We start from the raw sequence: 21,871 nt of genomic DNA on the forward strand, positions 1-21,871 counted from the left end.
CGATTGGCGGGTATAGGCTGCGATCAATAGCCAGTCGGCAATGCCGAGCTGCATCCAACCTGGCCCCCAAGGTCTGCATCCTGGAGGAAATATGGATTTCAAGAAAACCGTTTTTGATCTGGTTTCCCAACGCAAGCCCAACCACTCGCTACCGGGCGCGCTATATAGCAGTGATGAAGTCTATCGCCAGGACCTCGAGCAGATCTGGCACAAGGACTGGATCTTTGCAGGCCATACTTTCGAAGTCGCCAAACCCGGTCAGTACATGACGCTTCAAGTAGGCGATTACCCCGTGGTCATCGTGCGCAGCAAGGACGGCGAAGTCAGAGCGTTCCACAACGCCTGCCGCCACCGTGGGGCCAAGGTCTGCGAAGCCGCGCAGGGCAAGGTCGCCAAGCTGGTCTGCCCGTACCACAAATGGACGTTCGAGCTCGATGGCAAGCTGTTGTTCGCCGGCAACATGGGCCAGGACTTCGACAAGAGCCAATACAACCTCAAACCGGTGCACTGCGAAGTGGTGAACACTTACATCTACGTGTGCGTAGGTGTAGTCAAACCTGACTTCGAATCGTTCCGAAAGGCTGTGGATCCGTTCGTGGCACCGCACAACCTTGAAGAATGCAAAGTTGCCTTCGAGTCGAACATCATCGAGAAAGGCAACTGGAAACTGGTGTTCGAGAACAATCGCGAATGCTACCACTGCGACGGCTCGCACCCTGAACTCTTGAACTCGTTCGTGGATAATCTTTCAGTGGGTGGCACCAGCGGCGAAGACGATCCGGAACTGGCGGCATACTGGAACAAGTGTGAAAAGGCCGGCCTGCCCAGTCGCCTGGTCATGGATATCCATGGCCGTTTCCGTATGACCCGGATACCGCTGTCGGCGGGCGCTGTCAGCTACACCATGGACGGCAAACCTGCCGTCAACGGTCGCCTGGACAAGTCCGGCGAGCCCGACATCGGCGCCTTGCTGTACTTCAACTATCCGTCGACCTGGAACCACTTTCTGGGCGACCACGCGTTGAGCTTCCGCGTGTTGCCCATCAGCGCCACTGAAACCCTGGTGACCACCAAGTGGCTGGTGCACAACACTGCCATGGAAGGTGTGGACTACGATCTGGATCGCCTCACCAAAGTCTGGATTGCCACCAACGACCAGGACAGGACACTGGTAGAGGGCACTCAGCGTGGGGTCACTTCCCCGTCGTTCGAACCGGGCCCGTTTTCCGAAACGGCCGAAACCGGCGTTTGCCAGTTCGATGACTGGTACTGCAATACCATGCTCGATCGCCTTCAGGGGCCGATCCCTTTGAAGTCGGTTGGCTAGGTTCGAAGCCGGGGGGGCATTTGCACCCCCGCGCCCTGTCTGCACAGCGACCGCGTGGCCGAATCACGCGCACCGCATTCCCTCCTCGCCACGCAAGCATGGCGCTGTCACAGTCGATGCCGCATAATTCCCCGATTCGTTTTCGGGAGGCAGTGGGGCGCATTCGCAGCCCCTCCTAGATCAATGGCTCATATTCTCTACGGCATCAAAGCCTGCGACACCATGAAAAAGGCCCGTACCTGGCTCGACGAGCACCAGGTGGAGTACGCCTTTCATGACTACAAGAGCGCCGGTATCGACCGCGAGCACCTGTCCCGCTGGTGCGACGAGCACGGCTGGCAAATGGTGCTCAACAGGGCCGGTACCACCTTCCGCAAGCTCGGCGACGAACAGAAGGCCGATATCGACCAGGCCAGGGCCATCGAGCTGATGCTCGCCCAGCCGTCGATGATCAAGCGCCCGGTGTTGCAGCTTGGCGACAAGACTGTGATCGGCTTCAAGCCTGATATCTACGCAGCGGCCCTTGCCTGACGCGGGCCCGCACTTATTCTGCACGAGGTAATTCCATGTCCAATTCCCTGTTCAGCCTGGCCTTCGGTGTCGGCACGCAAAACCGTCAAGGCACCTGGCTGGAAGTGTTCTATGCACAGCCGTTGACCAACCCGTCCACTGCACTGGTCGATGCCATTGCTCCGCTGCTGGGTTACACCGGTGGCAACCAGGCCGTTGCCTTCAGCAACACCCAGGCCTCGCAGCTGGCCGAGGCGCTCAAGCACGTCGACCCGGCGCAAGCCGCCCTGTTGACCCGCCTGGCCGAAAGCCACAAGCCGCTGGTCGCGACGCTGCTGGCCGAAGACGCCGCGCTGACCTCCACGCCCGAGGCGTACCTGAAGCTGCACCTGCTGTCCCATCGCCTGGCGCAGCCACACGGCCTGAACCTGGCCGGCATCTTCCCGCTGCTGCCCAATGTCGCCTGGACCAGCCAGGGCGCGGTCGACCTGGCCGAACTGGGTGAGCGTCAGCTGGAAGCACGCCTGAAGGGCGAACTGCTGGAAGTGTTCTCGGTGGACAAGTTCCCCAAGATGACCGACTACGTGGTACCGGCCGGCGTGCGTATCGCCGACAGCGCGCGCGTGCGCCTGGGCGCCTACATCGGCGAAGGCACCACCGTCATGCACGAGGGCTTCGTCAACTTCAACGCCGGCACCCAAGGCCCAGGCATGATCGAAGGCCGTGTCTCGGCGGGCGTGTTCGTCGGCAAGGGCTCGGACCTGGGCGGCGGCTGCTCGACCATGGGCACCCTGTCCGGTGGCGGCAACATCGTCATCAAGGTAGGCGAAGGCTGCCTGATCGGCGCCAATGCCGGTATCGGCATTCCATTGGGCGACCGCAACACCGTCGAAGCCGGTCTGTACATCACGGCAGGCACCAAGGTGGCGCTGCTCGATGAACAGAACCAACTGGTCAAGACCTTGAAGGCACGGGACCTGGCCGGCCAGCCCGACCTGCTGTTCCGTCGCAATTCGGTCACCGGTGCCGTGGAGTGCAAGAGCCACAAGTCGGCCATCGAACTCAACGAAGCGCTGCACGCTCACAACTAAGTGGCGATATCGGGCCCGGCATCCCTGCCGGGCCTTTTGCCTGGGGTCTTCGACCATGTTCCACGCCTCCCCCTGGCGCTCTGACTTTCCAGCCATCGCCGCCTTGTACCAGCAGCAGCAGACCTACCTGGACAGCGCTGCAACCACCCAGAAACCGCAAGCTCTTATCGACGCCATCGGCCACTACTATGGCCACGGCGCGGCCAACGTACATCGCGCCCAGCATCTGCCGGGATCCTTGGCGACCCGTGCGTTCGAAGCCAGCCGCGAGAAGGTCGCGCGATGGCTGAATGCAGGCAGTTCCGAGCAGATCATCTTCACCCACGGCGCGACCAGTGCGCTGAATCTGCTCGCCTATGGCCTGGCCGAGCAACTGCAGCCCGGCGACGAACTGGTGATCAGCGCCGCCGAACACCATGCCAACCTGCTGCCGTGGCAACAGCTGGCCAAACGTCGTGGCCTGCCACTGCGGGTGCTGCCGCTGGATGCCAGTGGCGTGGTCGACCTGCAGGCGGCTGCGCAGATCATCGGGCCACGTACCCGGCTGCTGGCAGTGACCCAACTGTCCAACGTCTTCGGCGCGTGGCAACCGCTGCCGGAACTGCTGGCGCTGGCGCGTGCACAAGGGGCGATCACAGTGGTGGATGGCGCACAGGGCGTCGTCCACGGACGCCATGATGTCGAGCGTCTGCAGTGCGATTTCTATGTATTTTCCAGCCACAAGCTGTATGGCCCGGACGGTGTCGGTGTGCTGTATGGCCGGCGCGAGGCGTTGCAGAAACTAGCGCACTGGCAATTCGGCGGCGAAATGGTGCACCAGGCCGATTACCAGAGTGCGAGCTTTCACCCGGCGCCCTTGGGCCATGAAGCGGGCACTCCAGCCATCGCCGGTGTGATCGGACTGGGCGCGACCCTGGATTACCTCAGCGGCCTGGACGCCCAGGCCGTGGCCGCACACGAAGCGTGCCTGCATGCGCAATTGCTGGCGGGGCTGCACGCGCGCAGCGGTGTGCGCTTGCTCGGCACGCCGCAGATTGCGCTGGCCAGTTTCGTCGTGGACGGCGTACACAACGCCGATCTGGCGCACTTGCTGACCGATCAAGGTATCGCCGTGCGCGCCGGGCATCACTGCGCCATGCCCTTGATGAAGCACCTTGGCCTGTCCGGCGCCATTCGTGTGTCCCTGGGCCTGTACAACGACTCTGGCGACCTGCAACGGTTGTTCGAGGCACTGGACAAGGCGTTGGAGATACTCACATGACCTTGAACCCACAGGCTGAAGACGCACTTCAGGCTTTCAAGCAGGCCGCCGGTTGGGAACAACGGGCGCGGCTGTTGATGCAGTGGGGCGAACGCCTGGAGCCGCTGGGCGAAGGACAGAAAGTGGACGCCAATCGTGTGCACGGGTGTGAAAGCGTGGTGTGGTTGGTGGCTGAGCGGAAGGATGAGCGCTGGCACTTCAAGGCCGCCAGTGATGCACGAATGATCCGTGGCTTGCTGGCGCTGCTGCTGGTGCGGGTCGAGGGCCTGGATTCGCAGGCGCTGCGCGAGCTGAACCTGGCCGACTGGTTCGAACAACTGGGCTTGGGCCGCCAGCTGTCGCCTTCGCGCAGCAATGGGCTGAATGCGGTGTTGAAGCGGATGGCCGAGCTGGTGTGAACCTTGTAGGTCCGGTGGGCAGTCTTTCGCGGTGTTATGACTACCCTGCCCTCAGACTTCCGCCTTGACCCGATCCGCCGGACGCCGCACCCCGGCCACGATCTTGTCGACCGCCTTGGTCGCCGCCACCATGCCAAAGGTCGCCGTCACCATCATCACCGCCCCGAACCCCCCGGCGCAGTCCAGCTTCACCCCGTCACCGACGAAACTCTTCTGCAGGCAAATGCTGCCATCGGGCTTGGGGTACCGCAGCTGTTCGGTGGAGAACACGCAGGGCACGCTGTAGTGGCGCGTGACCGTGCGTGAAAACCCATAGTCGCGACGCAGTGTCGAACGCACCTTGGAGGCCAGTGGATCGTTGAACGTACGGTTCAGGTCGCAGACCTGGATCAAGGTCGGGTCGATCTGCCCGCCGGCGCCCCCGGTGGTAATGATCTGGATCTTGCGCCGCTTGCACCAGGCGATCAGCGCGGCCTTGGCATTCACGCTGTCGATGCAGTCGATCACGCAATCGATGTTCGGCGTGATGTATTCGGCCATGGTGTCGCGAGTGACGAAGTCCGCCACCGCGTGCACCGTGCAGTCGGGATTGATACCGCGCAGCCGCTCGGCCATCACCTCGACCTTGGGCTTGCCCACGGTGCTGTCCAGCGCATGCAACTGCCGGTTGGCATTGCTGACGCAGACGTCGTCCAGGTCGAACAGCGAAATCTCCCCCACCCCGGTGCGGGCAATCGCTTCCGCCGCCCACGAGCCGACGCCACCCACACCGACGATGGCCACGTGCGCATCACGCAGGCGCTGCATGCCCTCCAGGCCATAAAGGCGGGCAATGCCGGCGAAACGGGGATCTTCTGTACTCATCACACGGCACCTCAAAAAACCGGCGCGCAGTATACACCACCGCCCAATGCAGGAGCGGTCATCGGCCGCGGAGGGCGCACCGCGGTTCGCCTGATACACCGCGCCGCCCTTTTCGCGGCCACGGGCCGCTCCTACGGACGAACGCGGAACCATTCCCACCGTAGGAGCGGTCATCGGCCGCGAAAGGCGCGCCGCAGTCTGCCTGAGGCACCGCAGCGCCCTTTTCGCGGCCACGGACCGCTCCTACGTGAGGGAAAACGTTAATATAGCGCCTGACTGTCATTATCCGAGGTGAACCCCATGAGTTCGTCCACACCCCATACCGCCAAGCTCGATCGCATTCTCGCCGATGCCCAGCGTGAGCGCGAAAGCGGCTACCGCGACAAGGCCCTGCGCATGTACCCGCACGTGTGCGGCCGCTGCGCCCGCGAGTTCGCCGGCAAGCGCCTGAGCGAGCTGACCGTGCACCACCGCGACCACAACCACGACAACAACCCCCAGGACGGTTCCAACTGGGAACTGCTGTGCCTGTACTGCCACGACAACGAGCACTCGCGCTACACCGACCAGCAGTACTACGCCGAAGGCTCCACCAGCAGCCCGACCATCGCCAAGGCGACCCACAACCCCTTCGCGGCCCTGGCCGGATTGATGAAAAAAGACTGAGCGAGCACGTGGCCAACAAACGGTACAGCTGCATCGGGTTGTTCAACCCCAAATCCCCGGAAAACGTCGGCTCGGTCATGCGCGCCGCCGGTTGCTACGGGGTCAACTCGGTGTTCTATACGGGCAAGCGCTACGAGCGTGCACGTGATTTCGTCACCGACACCAAGCGGGTTCACTACGACATACCACTCATCGGCATCGACGATTTGCAGAAAATCATCCCGCTGGGCTGCACCCCCGTGGCCGTCGAGCTGGTCGATGGCGCACGTCCGCTGCCCGAATACACCCATCCGGATCGCGCCATCTACATCTTCGGCCCCGAGGACGGCAGCCTCGACCAAGGCGTGCGAGACTGGTGCGAAGACACCATCTACATTCCCACCACAGGCTGCATGAACCTGGCCGCCACGGTCAACGTCGTGCTTTACGACCGCTTGGCCAAAGGCAACAACACGCGCTCCGGGCCCAAATTCAAATAAGCCGATGGAACAGCGTGAAGATTTGGCAGTCAGCTTGTTATCACTGCCCTATCAGGAGATTCACCATGAGCGACAGCAAAACCGTGGACGTCATCAAATCCGTTACCCAGCCCGACTACCATAACGTCAAGGGTTGGGAACGCGCCGGCTCGTTGCTGGTAGGCGTCGTCTCGATCGGCAAGGGTCTGCGCCGCGGCGGGATCTTCGGTCTGATCCAGGTGGCCATTGGTGGCGCAGCCCTGGCCCGCGGCTGGAGCGGTCACTGTGCAGCCAAGTCGCTGGCCGAGAAAGGCCGCAGCGATCTGGAAGAGATCCGCAACAAGATCGAACGCGCTGGCGAAGATCTGCTGAACCTGAAGAAGAATGCCGATTCGGCGACCGACACCGCTACCGTGACTGGCGAAGACCCGGCGGTAACGCCAAAGATCTGAGTGCCTCGAGCCTCAAACGCGCCCCTCTGCAGTCATGCTGCAGCGGGGCGCAGCTTTATCGGCCGAGCGACCGGCGCGACGAATCAACCCGCGCGAAAGATCAGATAGTCTTCCCAATCGTCTTCGTCGACATCCTTCTCGCTGACCATTTTGCCGGACTGCGAAATACGCTGTTTGTGCACCTGTTCGCGGTCACCGCAGACCAGATGATGCCAAAGCGGCAGGTCCTGCCCCTGGCTGACCAGGCGATAACCGCAGGTCGGTGGTAGCCATTTGAATTGGTCGGCCTGGCCCGGCGTCAGCTGGATGCAGTCCGGCACGAAAGACTTGCGCCGCGGATAGTCGCTGCACTGACAGGTCTTGAGGTCGAGCATCTTGCACGCCACACGGGTGTAGTAGACGCTCTCGTCGTCTTCGTCCTCGAGCTTCTGCAGACAGCACAGGCCACAGCCGTCGCACAGGGACTCCCACTCGAGCGGGTCGAGTTGCTCGAGCGTCTTGCGCATCCAGAAGGGTTCGACGATGGCAGCCATGTGACCGAATGTCCTGTACGAAATTGACGGCTCAGGCGCGGGCAGTACCTGAAAGGGCCGCCAGTCTAGTGCGCCCTGCAGCGCGGGCCAAGCTCTGGCGACTGCCGGTAAGCTTCACTTGTCAGGCGCGATCGATTCGCAGTAGTTTTTACCCCCTGCCCTCCATCACCCTTCAATCAGGAATGCCATGAGCGCCAATCCCCGCATCGCCGACTATGCCATCCACGAGCAATTCATCAATCGCTGGTCGCCGCGCGCGTTCGAGCCGGTCGAGATCGAACAGGACACCCTGCTGAGCTTCTTCGAAGCCGCCCGCTGGGCCGCCTCGGCCTACAACTCGCAACCCTGGCGCTTTCTCTACGCGCGCCGCGGTACGCCGAACTGGGAGCGCTACCTGGGCCTGCTCAATGAATTCAACCGTTCCTGGGCGCAGCACTCGTCGGCCATCGTGATCATCGCCTCGAAGACCACCTTCACCGCCCCCGGCGCCACCGAAGAATCGCCGGCGTTGTGGCACACCTTCGACACCGGCTCGGCCTGGGCGCACCTTGCGCTGCAAGCCAGCATCAGCGGCTGGCACACCCATGGCATGGCCGGCTTCGATCAGGATAAAACCCGTGAAGAGCTGAAGATCCCGGCTGAATATGCCGTGCATGCGGCCGTGGCCATCGGCAAGCTGGGTGACAAGGCCACCCTGGCCGAGTACCTGCAAGGTCGCGAACTGCCCAGCCCACGCCTGCCGTTGAGCCAGCTGGTGGCCGAAGGCGATTTCACGCTGTAAGCCAACCCGTAGACCGATGGGGCGGCAGACTCTGCGCCGCTGCCCCTGACCCACTCAATACCCGCGAGCGAAATCCACTTCGCCGCGCAGCGCCTTGCCGTCCTGCCACGCCTGCAGGTTCTCGACGAACAGCTCGACCATGGCCGGTGGCGAGGTTGGCGCTGCGCTGTGGCCGGTGAGCAGCAAGCCCCAGGCCGTCCAGAACGGGTGCTTGACCGGCAGCGGCTCCTGACGACAGACGTCGATCACCGCTCCAGCCAGGTGCCCTTCCTTGAGCGCTTCCACCAGATCGGCATCCACCACCGCCACGCCGCGCCCGGCATTGATGAACAGCGCCTGCGGCTTGAAGCGCTTGAAGAGCGCGGCGTCGAACAGATCGTGGGTCTGCACGGTGTCGGGCAGCAAGTTGATCACGTAGTCGGCCTCTTCCACCAGACGCCCGAGCTCAGCGAGCGGCGCCACCTCGATGAACGGTGACAATTCTCTCGCCGTGCTGGCCACGCCCAGCAGCGTGACCCCGAAGGGTTGCAGGAACCTCGCCACGGCCTGGCCGATCTCGCCGATGCCGACGATCAGCACGCGACGCCCGGCCAGGCTGCAACCGGTACGTGGATCCCACTTGCGCTCGACCTGGCTGACCAGCCGCGCCAGCACTTCGCGCTCATGGCCCAGCATATAGGTCAGCATGTACTCGGCCATGACCTGGCCGAAGATGCCCACGGCGCGGGTCAGGCGATAGGCACGCGGCAGGCCTTCGCCCAATAGCGGGGTGATGCCCGCCCACGTCGACTGCGCCCATTGCGGGGTCGCGCCGGTGCGCAGCAGGTTGACGAACAGGTCCGGCTGGCCCAGCCAGACCGGGCAGTCCGCCGCCAGCCGCGCCAGCTCGGCAGGGTCGCCGCTGGTGTGTACATTCAAATGGGGAGCAGCTGCGCCGAGCAACTTGGCGTAAACGGCATAATCGTGTTCGGCGATCAGAACGCGGGTCATTGCGAGGCCTTGGTCAAGACAGCTGCGCGACCCCGTATCGGCAGGGCGGCAGCAGGCAGGGTTGGTCAGATAAGGAAAGTCAGATAGGGTCGTTGCGGCGCAGCAGCTCTTCGGGAAGATGCTCGATGTACTCGTCTTCGGCAGGCGGCATCTGCAGGTGGTAACCCTGTGTTTCCAAGTGCTCGAGCACCAGGTTGATGTCTTCGCGCGCCAGGGCACGTTCCGGGCTGAGCACTAGATCGAAGGCGTGCACCGGTTTGCCGAACACGCTCAACAGGCCTTCGGGAACGCGCTCGAGCGCATCGCTCTTGAGCACATAGAGGTACATTCCGTTCTTGCACGGGCTACGGTAGATCGAACAGATACGTTTCATGGCTGGTCTCCAGCGGTGGCCAGGCTATCGAGCAGGGCCTGCCCCATGCGCTCGCGTCGCCATCCACGCAGCGAATCGGGCAATTGATAGGGGCCGTCGGGGTAGCCTGTCTTGAGCAACGCCTCGAGGGTCTTCTTGCGCAGCATCAGCTCGGGCGCCATGTTCAGACGCTCGGCTTCACGCTGACCAATCGCACGCAACTGCTTGAGCACGGCCGACGCTTCGATCGGCAACGGCTCGGGCAGCACCGCGGGCCACTGCTCGGGCGCAACGCTGGCCGCAGCCTTGATCAACGCCAGGATCTGCTCGCCATCCTGGCGGACGGTGCGCGGATGCATGTCTTCGATCTTGGCCAGCGTCTGCAGGTTATCCGGTTGCAGCTTGGCCAGCGGCCACAGCGACTGCTCGCGCACGATGCGGTTGCGCGGCAGGTCGCGCGCACGGGCTTCCCGTTCGCGCCACGCGCACAGTTCGCGCAGTACCGCCAGTTGCGCGCGTGACAGTTTCCAGGCCAGCTTGGCGTCACGGTACAACTCGTCGGGGTTCACTTCGCGGCGCAGCTGTGCCACCAATTCGGCGCCGTCTTCGAGGACCCAGGCGTACTTGTCCTCGGACAGCTGCGGGCGCAGCTTCTCGAACACTTCGGCCAGGTGCACGGCATCCTCGGCAGCGTAGCTGACCTGGGTGTCGGACAACGGTCGCTGCAGCCAATCCGAACGCGTCTCGCCCTTGGGCAACTCGATGCCCAGCACTTCCTGGACCAGGCGCGAGTAGCCCATGGAGAACCCCAGGTTAAGGTAGGCGGCGGCCAGCTGCGTGTCGAACAGCGGCGCCGGCAGGCTGCCGGTCAGGCGCAGCAGCACTTCCAGGTCTTCGCTGCAGGCGTGCAGCACCTTGATCACCGCCGGATTTTCCAGCAGTTGGGTCAGTGGCTGCCACTGGGTAATCGACAACGGATCGATGAGGAAGGCGCTGGCGCCATCGCCGATCTGCAACAGCCCTGCGATGGGGTAGAAGGTGTCGACCCGCATGAATTCGGTGTCGAGGGCAACGTACGGCAAGCTCTGCCAGTGGGCGCAATGCTCAGCCAGGCTGGCATCGTCGCGAATCCAGTGAATATCGATGGCCACAAGGCTCTCCCACGAATAATGGCGCGCAGTATATATCGGCCCTGCTTCCACGGGGACATCCATGCGTGCCTGCGGTCGTTAATCCGGCGAGCGCCCGTTGCGGGCACATGCATTGAACGATCTGCCCCCAACGGGGGGTCGAACCTAGGCATCGGGTCATTTTCCATGGCCCACCATTCTGTCCACCCCACCCAGAGGTGTCGAGATGCCGGTAAAACACAACCTGTTCGCTGATCTGAAACAGAGCAAGGAAGAAGTCGAAACCCGCGCCAAGAGCGACGATCGGCTTAGCCAGCTACTGACCCAATACCATGTCAGCGATGCCGACGTGGTCAAGGCCGAAGACCGCGCCGCGCCGGACGACGAGGTCAAGAAGCTCAAGGAAAAACGCCTGCTGATCAAGGACAAGATCGTTCAGCATCTGGGCTGACCCTACCCATCGCAGCGGCGCATGCGCGCCGCCTCCCGCCGCACCGATCCTGCACGCTTCACAACGTCGACGATTCGCGCTTCAGGTCTGCATGGCGAAAGGGCTTTGTGGCCCCGGACAGCGATGTGGCCACTTGATCGAGCCAGTGCTCGGCAGTGAATTTTGGCGCAGCCCCGGCGAGCGTGATCAGCATCAGGCCAGGCAGCAACGTAGCCGGCCCCAGGCGCTGCAGGCTCCAACGCTCCAGCACCAGCAAGAATCCAAAGGCGGCACTCCCCCCGATCAGCGCGCCCATGATGGCCTCCGCCATCGGGTGGATCACATTGCCCACCAGTGTCGCCGCAAACCATACTCCAAAGCCGATACCTGCCAGGGCTGCTGGCCATCGCAGGTATGGGTGAACCTGCCGCGCCAGAACGCTCGCCAGCACCGGCACCATCAGGCAGGCATTCATCGCATGACCGCTGAACACGGCAATGTTCAACGACGGCAGGCCGATGCCCCAGCCCTTGAACAGGATCTTGCTGGCACCCACCAGGCCATAGGCGCACAGCACCGTCAGCAACCACACCGTACAAGCCGCGCGTGAACCGGCCAACCACAACCAACCGGCAATCACCAGCGCAATTGGAAACATCACGGTGATAGCACCGTATTCCAACAACATGCATCACTCCTTCAAAATCGAACAGGCGGCGCCAGGCGTGAAGCCCGGCGCGACGTCAAAGCGTCTTGTTGAGCGTTATACGCGAGATATCATTCACCGCGATGTACTTCTTGGCATTCTTCGACACACGCATGCAACCAAACACCAGCACGTAGGCACCGGCCAGGTCTTCCAGCTCATGGATGGGGAAACGCTGGGTGAAATCATCGACCAGCGAACCGTCGACCACCACGCTCAAGTCCTGCCGCCCGCCGGTGTTGAGCCACAGGCTCGGCGGCTGATCGCCCGACTGCGCCGCATCGGACACCAAGCCCCAGTAACCGCGCATGCGCTCCAGCTCATCGAACTCGGCGCGGGCGAACGGCACGAAGAAATCGCGCACCTTGAACAGCCCGCTTTCCACCGAAATCAACTGCTCGGAGCGACGGAAGTCCTCACTCAGGATCAAGTTCTTCAACAGCGTGCTCAACCGACGCTGACGCGTCTGCGCCCCCTGGGCGGCATGCCCGCCACTGTGCCGGCCCACCCCGTAGACCGGCTCGGCACCCTCCTCTACCCCGTAGTGACGCAGCGGCGCACCGAAAGCAAAGTCCACCTCTATGCGCTCGCCACGATTGACCACATCATCCTGCTCCAGCGTATCACCCCGATACGACTCACTTTGCGGGCCGCCCATGTCGCAGAAGTCGGCATGCGGCCGCGCACCGAAACACGACGCCTGGCCACTGCGCGCCGCCTTGCGATAGAACCCCGGCCCCAGGCAACGCGGGCACAACAGATTGCGCCGCATGACAGCCACGCAATTGGGGCTCAGCGCCTCGAATCCGGCGATGTCGTAAACGGTGTTGTTGATGGTGCACAAGGCGACGTCCATGCAGCTCTCCGGCTCAAGCGTTTGGTAAGGGAAAGCCGAAGGTTGGCAGGGGGTGGGGTGGGACGATAGGCAAAGGGGGGATTTTCAGATTTGTCCTACAGGGTTTCTTCAGCGCAGCCTATGTATGCAAGAGACCAGGGAGCGAGCCGGTAACCGGCTCACCCTGGACGCAGGTAGGGGCTGCTGGACCCATGGAAAAAAATTTCGCCAGACCGCTTTTCAGGCCTTGGCAATCTCTGGCGCCAGCAGCCATTCGGCACTGTCATTCCAGACGTCCATGCGGACTATCTTGCCATTGCGTACCTCGAACCGATCCAGATAACGATTACCCGAGAAACTGCGGCCATCAGCCCACTCGCCGAACAGCGTGCCGTTCGAATACACCACGGTGTGATCGCCACGATCCATCCAGTCGAAGTTACCCAAGGCCTTTTTGACCCAAGCGTAACGTGAACCGTTGAATGCAGTGATTGCCTGGGGATCGGGCATCACCCGCCCGCCGGTAAAGGTGATCTGCACATCCTCACTCATGAACGTCGCAGCGCGGACCGGATCCGGCGCCATCGAAGCCTCGAGGAAACTGCTAACAATCTGTACGTCTTCGTTCATATCGATCATTGCCATAACTCCTGAATCAAGGGAAACCCGGCAACCAAGGATGCCTCTGCCTGGTGCGGAACGCTTTATTTTGGCGCGTAAACAGGCGCTCGGATGGCTAGTTAAGCCGTTTTCAAGGATGTAACGACTGGCACCCTACTTGCTAGCAATAAATATGCAAATGCTAGCAATCAGGAGAGTAAACCATGGCCACCTGGCTTCCAAACCTGCAACGTCTGCTGTTCCCCGTGGCTGCGGCAGCCACTCTCAACCTGGCAATGGTTCTGGGCGCGCACGCGGCCGAACCGCCGATCAAAGTCGGTCTGGTAGCCGCCCTCTCGGGTCAGTCGGCCAAGTCGGGCGAAGCCCTGACCCGCGGCCTGAGCATGGCCATCAATGAGGTCAACGCCCGCGGCGGAGTACTTGGCCGTCAGTTGGAGTTGGTGCGCCGTGACGACGAAAGCAACCCGTCCAAAGGTATGCTCGCCGCCCGCGAACTGGTCCAGCGCGAAAAAGTCACCGTGCTGTTCGGCGGCTTGGACACGCCGGTTTCTCTGGCAATCGTACCGCTGGCCAATCAGCTGAAAGTACCGTTCATGGGCATCTGGGCGGCAGGTACGAAGATCACCGAGAACGGCGCGGCAGATAACTATGTGTTCCGCGTCTCTGCCGTTGACGAGCTGGTGGACGAGGCGCTGGTGCAATACGGCGTCGCCAACGGCATGAAAAAGCCGGGCATGATCCTTATCAATAACCCATGGGGCGAATCCAACGAGGCAGGTTTCAAACGTGCCCTGGAAAAACGCAGCCTGGCCAATGCCGGTGTCGAGCGCATCCAGGACAGCGATCTGGATGTAGTGCCACAACTGACGCGCCTGAAAAACGCCGGTGCGGACACTTTGCTGATGGTTGGCAATGTGGGTCCATCGGCGCAGGTCGTGAAGTCTCTGGACCGCATGGGCTGGGACGTCCCGGTGGTTTCCCACTGGGGGCCGGCCGGTGGTCGCTTCGGCGAACTGGCAGGCCCGAATGCGTCCAAGGTGCATTTCATCCAGACCTACGTGTTCACCGAACACAACGGCGCCAAGGGCGATGCATTGCTGGCCGCATTGAAAACAGCCTACCCGCAGATCAAGACCGTGGCCGACGTGACCCCGGCAGTCGGCATTGCCAATGCGTACGACGCGCTGCATCTCGCCGCTCAAGCCATCGAAAAGGCCGGCAAAACGGACGGCCCGGCCGTGCGCGATGGTTTCTACGCCATCACCGACTATGACGGCTTGATCAAGCACTACAAGCAGCCGTTCAGCCCATCCAAGCATGACGCCTTGGGGCCTGACGACTATATCTTCAGCCACTTCGTCAACGACCAGATCGTACCGCTCAAGCCGCAGGAGTAAGCGATGTTCACCGCCGCCATTATCACCGGGCTCGGCCTGGGCAGCATGTATGCGTTGCTGGCGTTAGGTTTTCACCTGACCTACGTCGTATCGCGCACCGTCAACTTTGCCCAGGGCAGCGCCATGATGGTCGGTGCGGTGCTCGGCTACACGTTTTGCATCAACTGGGGCTGGCCACTGTGGCTGGGCGTGCCGCTGACACTGATCCTCTGTGCGCTGTATGGCCTGGTGATCGAGCGCTACCTGGTGCGACCTTTCCACAGCCGTGGCTCGCAGGCCTGGCTGATGGCAACGGTGGCGGGCGGAATCCTGGTGGACAACCTTGCGCTGTTCACCTTCGGCAAGGAGCCTCGGCAGTTCGAAAGCGCCTTGGTGAACCTGAGTGTCGAGCTGTTCGGCAGCCACATCAGTGCCCTGCAATTGCTGATTCCGCTGGCGGGCGCAGCCGTCGCCTTGGCGCTGCATCTGGTGCGGCGCTACACCCGGCTGGGCAAGGTACTCGAAGCCTGCGTACAGAATCCGCGCGCCGCGATGTTGATGGGTATCAACGTCAATCGGGTGGTGGCCATCGCCTTCGCGTTGTCGACCGTCTTCGCGGGGGTGGCTGGCCTGCTGATTGCGCCGCTGTTCAGCGTCAACGCGGAAATGGGCATGTTGTTCGGCCTGAAAGCCTTTGCAGTAGCGATTCTCGGCGGCATCGGCAGCGCGGGCGGTGTATTTGCCGCCGGATTGCTGTTCGGCCTGGCCGAAGCATTGATCACCTTGTACTTCGGCTCTGCATTCACCCAGATATTTACCTTCGCGCTGGTCATTCTGGCGCTGGCGATTCGTCCCAACGGTCTGTTTGGCAGCCGGGCATTGGTGAAAGTATGAACAACCTCAAAACCCTGGTCGCTCCGGCGTTCATCGTCTTGCTCGCTGTGCTCTGTGGCGTTCTGGCGTTCACCCTCGACAGCTACTCGCTGTTGGTTTTCACCCTCTGTGCGCTGGCGGCAGTGGTCGGTGTGGGCTTGAACATCCTGATTGGCCTGAGCGGGCAAATTTCCTTCGGACATATCGCGTTCTACGCGATTGGCGCTTATGTATCGGCCCTGCTGAGCATGGCGGGATGGTCGTTGTGGCTGGCCCTGCCGATGGCCGGTGTTGTGGCGGGTCTGATCGGCGCGCTATTGGCGATCCCCGCGCTTCGGGTCAGCGGCCCGTATCTGGCGATGATCACCATCGCCTTCTCGTTCGTGGTGCACCACGGCTTGATCGAATGGCGGGATGTAACAGGGGGCTCAAATGGCCTGATGGGTATCCCGTTGCCGGAGTTCGCCGGCCTCGATCCGGCGATCCTGCTCGCGCTGCTCGCCGCCGCGCTGATGATCGGCGCGCTGTTGTTCTATCGGCGCCTGAGCCAGAGCGGCTGGGGCAAGGCCATGCTGGCGGTGAAAACCTCGGAAATCGCCGCGCGCTCGCTGGGCTTCAACCCGGTGATATGTAAAACCCTGGCATTCGCATTGTCGGCGGCCTTGACCGGGCTGGCAGGTGGGTTGCTCGCGCCCTTGCTGATGTTCATCAACCCGGAGTCCTTCCCCTTCTCCCAATCCATCCTGTTCGTTCTGGCCGTGATCGTGGGCGGCAGCGGTATGCTGTTCGGGCCGCTGATCGGTGCCGTGTTGATCGTGCTGGTGCCGGAACTGCTGTCGGATTTCGCTGAATACCGGTTGCTGATCTTCTCCATACTGCTGCTAATCGTACTGTGGATCGCGCCCAACGGCTTGCTCGGTGCGCTCGCCCGGCGCGTGATCAAACCCGCTCGCCTGGTGCCGCCGACGTGCATCGATCACGCATGCATCGCCGCTCATCTGCGCAGCCGTGGCCCGTCCTCAGGGCTACGGGTTACCGATATCGGCATCCGCTTCGGCGGCGTACAGGCGGCGCAACACGTCAGTCTGCAGGCACCCGCCGGCAGTATCACCAGCATCATCGGCCCCAACGGCGCAGGCAAAACCACGGTTCTGAACATGATCAGCGGGTTCTACGTACCGGACAGCGGCCAGATCGAGTTGCAACAACCGCTGGCTGGGCTGCCTGCCTGGAAGACTGCCCGAGCCGGTATCGCCCGTACGTACCAGACCACCTTGTTGTTCGGCGAACTGTCCGTGCTCGACAACCTGCTCGTGGCGATGCAGAAGGGACGCCTGGGCCTGCCGTTCAGCCGTGCCCTGGAAACGCAACGCAGCCTGGCGCTGGAGTTGCTGGCGCTGGTGGGCTATCGCGGCGAAGTGAACATTGCCGCCGAGGATTTGCCCCACGTAGACCGCCGCCTGGTGGAAATAGCCCGGGCGCTGGCGACTGCACCGACCGTGCTGTTGCTGGACGAGCCAGCGGCAGGCCTCAGCCGTCGCGACACCGACGACCTGGCGGTACTGCTGCGCAAGCTGGCGGATTTTGGCCTCACGGTGATTCTGGTCGAGCACGACATGGCACTGGTGATGTCGGTGTCCGAGCATTTACTGGTGCTCGACGCGGGCAAGCCGATTGCGTCGGGGCCACCCTCGGAAATCCGCCAGAACCCGCAAGTGATCGCCGCGTATCTGGGCGGCACCGACTACCAAGCCACCCCGCGCGCGCAACCCTGGGCGGGTAGCCGCGACGCGCGTTTGTACGTCAAGGATCTGGTCATTGATTACGGCGCGTCCGCCGTGGTCAACAAGGTCAATCTGCTGGTGAATCCCGGCGAACTGGTGGCCGTCCTCGGCGCGAACGGCGCGGGTAAATCCAGCATCCTGCAATGCCTGGCCGGCCTGCATCGCGCCAGCAGCGGCAGCATCCTGCTCGACAACGAAAATATCGAACAAACCAGTGCCAGCCTGATCGCCGCGCAGGGCCTGGCGTTGGTACCCGAAGGTCGTCAGGTCTTTCCTTACCTGAGCGTGCGCGACAATTTGTTGCTGGGTGGTTACTCACGTCGCGAAGCCTTCGATACCGACGCTGAAATCGAGGCCATCCTCAAGCGCTTCCCTCGTCTGCGCGATCGCATCGACAACCCGGCCGGTCTGCTGTCCGGTGGCGAGCAACAGATGGTCGCGGTGGGACGCGGCCTGATGGCAAAGCCGAAAATCCTTCTGCTCGATGAACCGTCTCTGGGCCTGTCACCTGCCATGATCGGCGAGCTTTACGACGCGCTGGCTGCGCTGCGCGACGAGGGTGTGACCATTCTGCTGGTAGACCAGATGGCCAACCTCGCGCTGCAAGTGGCTGACCGCGCGTATGTGCTGGAAACCGGAACCATTGTGAAGTCTGGCAGCGCCGCGCAATTGCGCGACGACAAAGACCTGGCCGCGGCCTACCTGGGCGAAGGAGTCAGCGCATGAACGCTATGCAGATCATCAATGCGCGGCTTGGCGACGGTCACCACCTGACCCAGCTGCAGGTAGAGAACGGCTATTTCGTCGACGCCTGGAGTGACGACACACGCCAGTGGGACACCCTTGATCTGCATGGGCAGCTCATCATGCCCGGCCTGATCGAGACCCACATTCATCTGGACAAGGCCTGCATCATGGAGCGCTGCCACCTGCAGGAAGGCACGCTGGCCGAAGCGGTGGCACAGACCCGAGCGGCGAAAGCGGGGTTTACCGAAGACGATGTGTATCGGCGCGGTGCTCTGGTGCTGGACAAAGCCATCGTGCAAGGCACGACACACATGCGCACCCATGTCGAGTTGGACCCGCAGATCGGCTTGACCGGCTTCCATGCCATTCGCCGCTTGCAGGCTGACTATGCCTGGGCGATCAGCCTGGAGCTGTGTGTGTTCCCGCAGGAAGGGCTGCTGAACAACCCGGGCACCGAAGCACTGTTGTGCGAGGCACTGGAAAGTGGCGCAACGGTCCTGGGCGGGTGTCCGTACATGGACAGCGACCCGCTGGGACAGATCCAGCGCTTGTTCGAATTGGCTACGCGTTACGACTGCGACCTTGACCTGCACCTGGATTTCGATCTGAACCCCGAAGGCCTGACCGTCATGGAAGTCGCGCGCTGTACGCGGCTGCATGGCTGGGGCGGACGCGTGACCATCGGCCATGTGACCAAGCTGTCCGCCCTGCCCAGGGAATCACTGACGGTAATCGCCCTCGAGCTGGCCGAAGCAGGCGTACAGGTGACCTGCCTGCCCAGCACCGACCTGTTCCTGATGGGTCGCGAGGTGTTCCACAACAAGCCCCGCGGGCTGGCGCCGCTGGCGTATCTGCACGCCTGTGGCGTGACGTGTTCGGTGTCTACCAACAATGTCGGCAATCCGTTTACGCCCTATGGCGATGCGTCGCTGGTGCGTCAGGCCAATCTGTTCGCCAACGTCTGTCAGATGGGTACTGTCGGGCAGCTGCTGCAATGCCTGGCCTGGGTCTCCAGCGAGTCGGCACGCCTGCTCAGGCTGAAAAATTACGGCCTGTTACCGGGCTGCCGCGCCGACTTCATCGTCTTCGACGCGCCCTCACCCGCTGCGGTGATCGCCGAGATCAGCGCCCCGGTGATGGGTTTCAAGGGTGGCAGGCAAACCTTCAGCAGACCGGTTGGGAAGTTGCTGAGGCCGTGATCGAACAGGCAACGCCTGCGCATCAGCCACGCAGCGCTTGCTTGAGGTTGAACTCCTCCAGCGCTCGCTCTTCCAGCGCCAGCTGCCCTTCCAGTTCGTCCAGGTGCTCGAGCATGACCGCCACGGCCCGTGCATTGTCGCCCTGCTCCAGCGCGGTAATGATTTCCTGGTGCTCATCCGACGCGCACGACGGCACGTCGTTACGCTGGTACAGCGCCACGATCAATGAGCTGCGCACCATCAGGTTGCCGAGGATATCGCTGAGCACGGTATTGCCGCTGATCTCGCCGAGCAGCAGGTGAAATTCGCTCAGCTCGCGAACGATGGCGCGGCGATCGGTATCGCTGGTGGCTTTGCGCTCGTTACTCATATGGCTGGCAATGCGTTGCCGCTGCTTGCGCATCACGGCCGGGGTAATGGCCTCGACAATGGCCCGCTCGATGGCACGACGGGCGCTGAAGATATCCCGCGCTTCCTTCGCCGTCGGCTGGGCAACCATGGCGCCCCGATTGGCTTCGATGGTCACTACTTTCTGCATCGCCAGGCGCTGTAGCGCGACCTGCACATGATTGCGGTTGGCCTGCAAGGTTTCGACGATGTGGGCTTCGACCAACCGGGTGCCGGGCGGCAGGCGATGTTGGGCAATGGCCTTGAACAACGCATCGACGATACGCTGCACCTCGAGCTGTTTGGCAGTGACGGTACTCAACCCCATCGTTTCCTCTGTTGTCTGGAAGGCCTCATGCCTATACACGAGATGCCCCATATCCGGCAAATGCCCGGTTCGACCCTCAGTCTACCTGGCCAAGGGCCGTACCCTCACCTCGCGGATCATGCATGGCGCTGCGCCGACCCTCGGCATCAATGGCAATGATACCGGCATGGCCCGTCATCGGGCTCTGCGCAGCTATGATTTCCACCTCATGGCCGAGCGCCGCCAGGCCTTCGATGGTCGCGGCAGGCATATCGCCCTCGAGCTTGAGGTTGTCGGTGCTGTCGAAAAAACTGCGGCCCAACAGAAAGCGCGGTGTGGCCAGCGCCTGATCGATGGGCTGCCGATAGTCGATCAGCTGAGTCGCCAGAACCATCTGTGTCTGCGGTTGGCCGTCGCCCCCCTGCGTGCCGAAGAACCAGCGCTGGCCATCGTCCGCCAGGTAACAGGACGGGTTGAGCGTGTGCGCGGGACGCTTGCCAGGAGCCCAGCCGTTGACGTGTTCGGGGTTGGCGTTGAAACCCGCAGCACGGTTCTGCCATAGCACCCCGGTGTCACCCAGAATACAGCCAGAGCCGAAGTCGTGAAACAAACTCTGGATGAGGCAGGCCGTGCGGCCCTGGGCATCGGTCGCCGCCATCCACACCGTATCGGCCGGACGTCCCGGCTCGTTCCACGGCGCTGCACGCTGGTCGTCGATGGCATCGGCATACCCTTGGATGTGCCGTTCATCGAGACTGGCGGCAAAATCCCAAGGCGTGTTCAGGGGGTCGCACAACTGCGCGTTGCGGCGCAGCAGGCCCTGCTTGATGGCTTCGACCAGGTAGTGGTAGTAAAGCGCGCCGCCGTTGCCGACCCGCGCGAGCGGCTTATGCTGCAGCGCGGCCATGGCTTGCAACGTGTACAGACCCTGGCACGGCGGCGCGACGTTATAGAGTCGGCCCTGGCGATAAGGTACTGAGATCGGGGCAACCAGCGGCGCTCGCGTGGCCGAAAGATCGGCCTGGGTCAAGCCACAACCTAGCCGATCGAACGCCGCCTCGAAGGCGTGGGCCAACTCGCCCTGATAGAAGTCCTCGACACCGTGCCTGGCCAGATGCCGCAAGGTATTGGCCAGCGCCGGCTGGCGCAGCGTATCGCCCGCGCGTAGCCAACGCCCATCGGTTTTGCAGACACCGTGCAGGTCCGGCAATTGCTCGATGAGTGGCTGCCGCAATGTCTGCCAAAACAGCTGCGACTGTGAAACCGGCGTGCCCGCCTCCGCCACGCTGGCGGCGTCCTGCAACAGGTCGGACCAACCCAAATGGGAACCCCACTCATGCCGGCTGATGGTTGCCGCCGTCTGCCAACTCGCCAGCGCACCCGCCGTGGTGGCGACCGACGACGGCCCTCTCAAGCCGATGACTCCGCCGTCGGGCAACCGCTGTCCGGCCTGCCCGATCCCCACGATGGTGCGCACCTGAGTGTCGTGGATCATCCACAGGGCATCCCCGCCCAGGCCGGTCATGTGCGGGAAGACCACGGCGAGCATGGCGCTGGCTGCCAACATGGCATCAATGGCAGTGCCACCGGCTTCGAGGATCTGCATCCCAGCGGCACTGGCCTGGGCGTGAGGCGTGCAGATCACCGCACGAGAAGAGGTAGCGATCATGATATGGGGGCCCCGACTTTGCTAGCTATCTATAAAGTGATTGTTAGCAGAGCAATATGTGTGCCGTGGTTTTTACTGGTGGCGGATGAGGCTGGGGGTACGGATAGCAGCGGGATGGATCAAG

General features: G+C 62.6%; 24 protein-coding genes. 14 read left to right on the top strand and 10 right to left on the bottom strand.

Annotation, left to right across the window (positions count from 1 at the left end; genetic code table 11):
- Positions 1-91 precede the first annotated feature (91 nt).
- The 5 genes from IFT80_RS19455 to IFT80_RS19475 all read left to right on the top strand — a co-directional run bounded on the left by IFT80_RS19455 (position 92) and on the right by IFT80_RS19475 (position 4,587).
- Positions 92-1,327: an aromatic ring-hydroxylating oxygenase subunit alpha gene (locus tag IFT80_RS19455; RefSeq protein WP_122476622.1), complete on the top strand. Its 1,236-nt coding sequence runs from the start codon at positions 92-94 to the stop codon at positions 1,325-1,327.
- Positions 1,328-1,510: 183 nt separating this feature from the next.
- Complete coding sequence (locus IFT80_RS19460) at positions 1,511-1,858, top strand: ArsC family reductase (protein ID WP_185794249.1); 348 nt, start codon at positions 1,511-1,513, stop codon at positions 1,856-1,858.
- A gap of 35 nt (positions 1,859-1,893) precedes the next feature.
- Entirely contained in the window at positions 1,894-2,928 is a 1,035-nt protein-coding gene (gene dapD, locus IFT80_RS19465; RefSeq protein ID WP_122476625.1) for a 2,3,4,5-tetrahydropyridine-2,6-dicarboxylate N-succinyltransferase, read from the top strand.
- 55 nt (positions 2,929-2,983) lie between these two features.
- Positions 2,984-4,189 (top strand): aminotransferase class V-fold PLP-dependent enzyme, encoded by a 1,206-nt coding sequence (locus IFT80_RS19470; protein WP_192138113.1) that lies wholly within the window; start codon positions 2,984-2,986, stop codon positions 4,187-4,189.
- Positions 4,186-4,587 carry a SufE family protein gene (locus IFT80_RS19475; RefSeq protein WP_192057834.1) on the top strand — a complete coding sequence of 134 codons (402 nt, stop codon included), beginning with the start codon at positions 4,186-4,188 and terminating at the stop codon, positions 4,585-4,587. The genes IFT80_RS19470 and IFT80_RS19475 overlap by 4 nt, the downstream gene beginning before the upstream one ends.
- A 51-nt stretch (positions 4,588-4,638) precedes the next feature.
- Here IFT80_RS19475 and tcdA read toward each other — a convergent pair whose 3' ends face one another.
- Entirely contained in the window at positions 4,639-5,451 is an 813-nt protein-coding gene (tcdA, locus tag IFT80_RS19480) for a tRNA cyclic N6-threonylcarbamoyladenosine(37) synthase TcdA (protein ID WP_122714058.1), read from the bottom strand.
- A 300-nt stretch (positions 5,452-5,751) separates the two neighbouring features.
- Between tcdA and IFT80_RS19485 the strand changes: the two genes are divergently transcribed.
- The 3 genes from IFT80_RS19485 (at position 5,752) to IFT80_RS19495 (ending at position 7,027) form a co-directional block, all read left to right on the top strand.
- Positions 5,752-6,117: a YajD family HNH nuclease gene (locus tag IFT80_RS19485; RefSeq protein ID WP_043185061.1), complete on the top strand. Its 366-nt coding sequence runs from the start codon at positions 5,752-5,754 to the stop codon at positions 6,115-6,117.
- A gap of 8 nt (positions 6,118-6,125) precedes the next feature.
- A complete protein-coding gene (locus IFT80_RS19490; protein ID WP_122476632.1) occupies positions 6,126-6,596 on the top strand; it encodes a TrmH family RNA methyltransferase in 471 nt (156 codons plus the stop codon).
- Between the two features lie 65 nt (positions 6,597-6,661).
- Positions 6,662-7,027 carry a YgaP family membrane protein gene (locus IFT80_RS19495; RefSeq protein WP_122476633.1) on the top strand — a complete coding sequence of 122 codons (366 nt, stop codon included), beginning with the start codon at positions 6,662-6,664 and terminating at the stop codon, positions 7,025-7,027.
- Between the two features lie 83 nt (positions 7,028-7,110).
- Here the strand turns inward: IFT80_RS19495 and IFT80_RS19500 are convergent, their stop codons facing one another.
- On the bottom strand, positions 7,111-7,560 hold the full coding sequence (locus tag IFT80_RS19500; protein ID WP_122476635.1) for a YcgN family cysteine cluster protein: 450 nt from the start codon (positions 7,558-7,560) through the stop codon (positions 7,111-7,113).
- 187 nt (positions 7,561-7,747) lie between these two features.
- On the opposite strand from IFT80_RS19500, the gene IFT80_RS19505 reads away from it, so the two are divergent.
- Entirely contained in the window at positions 7,748-8,341 is a 594-nt protein-coding gene (locus tag IFT80_RS19505) for a nitroreductase family protein (RefSeq protein ID WP_122476637.1), read from the top strand.
- Positions 8,342-8,395: 54 nt separating this feature from the next.
- On the opposite strand, the gene IFT80_RS19510 is transcribed toward IFT80_RS19505, so the two are convergent.
- The 3 genes from IFT80_RS19510 to rnd all read right to left on the bottom strand — a co-directional run bounded on the left by IFT80_RS19510 (position 8,396) and on the right by rnd (position 10,834).
- Entirely contained in the window at positions 8,396-9,331 is a 936-nt protein-coding gene (locus tag IFT80_RS19510) for a D-2-hydroxyacid dehydrogenase (RefSeq protein WP_192138114.1), read from the bottom strand.
- 79 nt (positions 9,332-9,410) lie between these two features.
- Positions 9,411-9,704 carry a YcgL domain-containing protein gene (locus tag IFT80_RS19515; RefSeq protein ID WP_122476641.1) on the bottom strand — a complete coding sequence of 98 codons (294 nt, stop codon included), beginning with the start codon at positions 9,702-9,704 and terminating at the stop codon, positions 9,411-9,413.
- Complete coding sequence (rnd, locus tag IFT80_RS19520) at positions 9,701-10,834, bottom strand: ribonuclease D (RefSeq protein ID WP_192138115.1); 1,134 nt, start codon at positions 10,832-10,834, stop codon at positions 9,701-9,703. The genes IFT80_RS19515 and rnd overlap by 4 nt, the downstream gene beginning before the upstream one ends.
- Positions 10,835-11,039: 205 nt before the next feature.
- Between rnd and IFT80_RS19525 the strand changes: the two genes are divergently transcribed.
- Positions 11,040-11,264, top strand: a complete 225-nt coding sequence (locus tag IFT80_RS19525) for a hypothetical protein (RefSeq protein WP_122476645.1) — start codon at positions 11,040-11,042, stop codon at positions 11,262-11,264.
- A gap of 58 nt (positions 11,265-11,322) precedes the next feature.
- On the opposite strand, the gene IFT80_RS19530 is transcribed toward IFT80_RS19525, so the two are convergent.
- The 3 genes from IFT80_RS19530 to IFT80_RS19540 all read right to left on the bottom strand — a co-directional run bounded on the left by IFT80_RS19530 (position 11,323) and on the right by IFT80_RS19540 (position 13,423).
- Complete coding sequence (locus tag IFT80_RS19530; RefSeq protein WP_244647915.1) at positions 11,323-11,931, bottom strand: hypothetical protein; 609 nt, start codon at positions 11,929-11,931, stop codon at positions 11,323-11,325.
- Between the two features lie 55 nt (positions 11,932-11,986).
- Positions 11,987-12,805 carry a hypothetical protein gene (locus IFT80_RS19535; protein WP_185794244.1) on the bottom strand — a complete coding sequence of 273 codons (819 nt, stop codon included), beginning with the start codon at positions 12,803-12,805 and terminating at the stop codon, positions 11,987-11,989.
- 219 nt (positions 12,806-13,024) lie between these two features.
- Positions 13,025-13,423 carry a nuclear transport factor 2 family protein gene (locus IFT80_RS19540; protein ID WP_192052753.1) on the bottom strand — a complete coding sequence of 133 codons (399 nt, stop codon included), beginning with the start codon at positions 13,421-13,423 and terminating at the stop codon, positions 13,025-13,027.
- A 185-nt stretch (positions 13,424-13,608) separates the two neighbouring features.
- Between IFT80_RS19540 and IFT80_RS19545 the strand changes: the two genes are divergently transcribed.
- Genes IFT80_RS19545 through IFT80_RS19560 form a run of 4 tightly spaced genes read left to right on the top strand, consistent with a single transcriptional unit; the run spans position 13,609 to position 19,384 of the window.
- Positions 13,609-14,802, top strand: coding sequence for an ABC transporter substrate-binding protein (locus IFT80_RS19545; protein WP_192057829.1), 1,194 nt, complete (start codon positions 13,609-13,611; stop codon positions 14,800-14,802).
- 3 nt (positions 14,803-14,805) lie between these two features.
- On the top strand, positions 14,806-15,675 hold the full coding sequence (locus IFT80_RS19550; RefSeq protein WP_192138116.1) for a branched-chain amino acid ABC transporter permease: 870 nt from the start codon (positions 14,806-14,808) through the stop codon (positions 15,673-15,675).
- Positions 15,672-18,164, top strand: a complete 2,493-nt coding sequence (locus IFT80_RS19555) for a branched-chain amino acid ABC transporter ATP-binding protein/permease (protein WP_192138117.1) — start codon at positions 15,672-15,674, stop codon at positions 18,162-18,164. The genes IFT80_RS19550 and IFT80_RS19555 overlap by 4 nt, the downstream gene beginning before the upstream one ends.
- Positions 18,161-19,384, top strand: coding sequence for an amidohydrolase family protein (locus tag IFT80_RS19560; RefSeq protein ID WP_192138118.1), 1,224 nt, complete (start codon positions 18,161-18,163; stop codon positions 19,382-19,384). The genes IFT80_RS19555 and IFT80_RS19560 overlap by 4 nt, the downstream gene beginning before the upstream one ends.
- Before the next feature lie 22 nt (positions 19,385-19,406).
- Here IFT80_RS19560 and IFT80_RS19565 read toward each other — a convergent pair whose 3' ends face one another.
- Together IFT80_RS19565 and IFT80_RS19570 are read right to left on the bottom strand one after the other, a co-directional pair.
- Positions 19,407-20,099 (bottom strand): GntR family transcriptional regulator, encoded by a 693-nt coding sequence (locus IFT80_RS19565; protein WP_122476658.1) that lies wholly within the window; start codon positions 20,097-20,099, stop codon positions 19,407-19,409.
- A 76-nt stretch (positions 20,100-20,175) separates the two neighbouring features.
- Complete coding sequence (locus IFT80_RS19570; protein WP_192138119.1) at positions 20,176-21,747, bottom strand: gamma-glutamyltransferase family protein; 1,572 nt, start codon at positions 21,745-21,747, stop codon at positions 20,176-20,178.
- Positions 21,748-21,871: the final 124 nt, after the last annotated feature.

This window comes from Pseudomonas sp. CFBP 8771, from assembly GCF_014841695.1.
GTDB lineage: Bacteria > Pseudomonadota > Gammaproteobacteria > Pseudomonadales > Pseudomonadaceae > Aquipseudomonas > Aquipseudomonas baltica.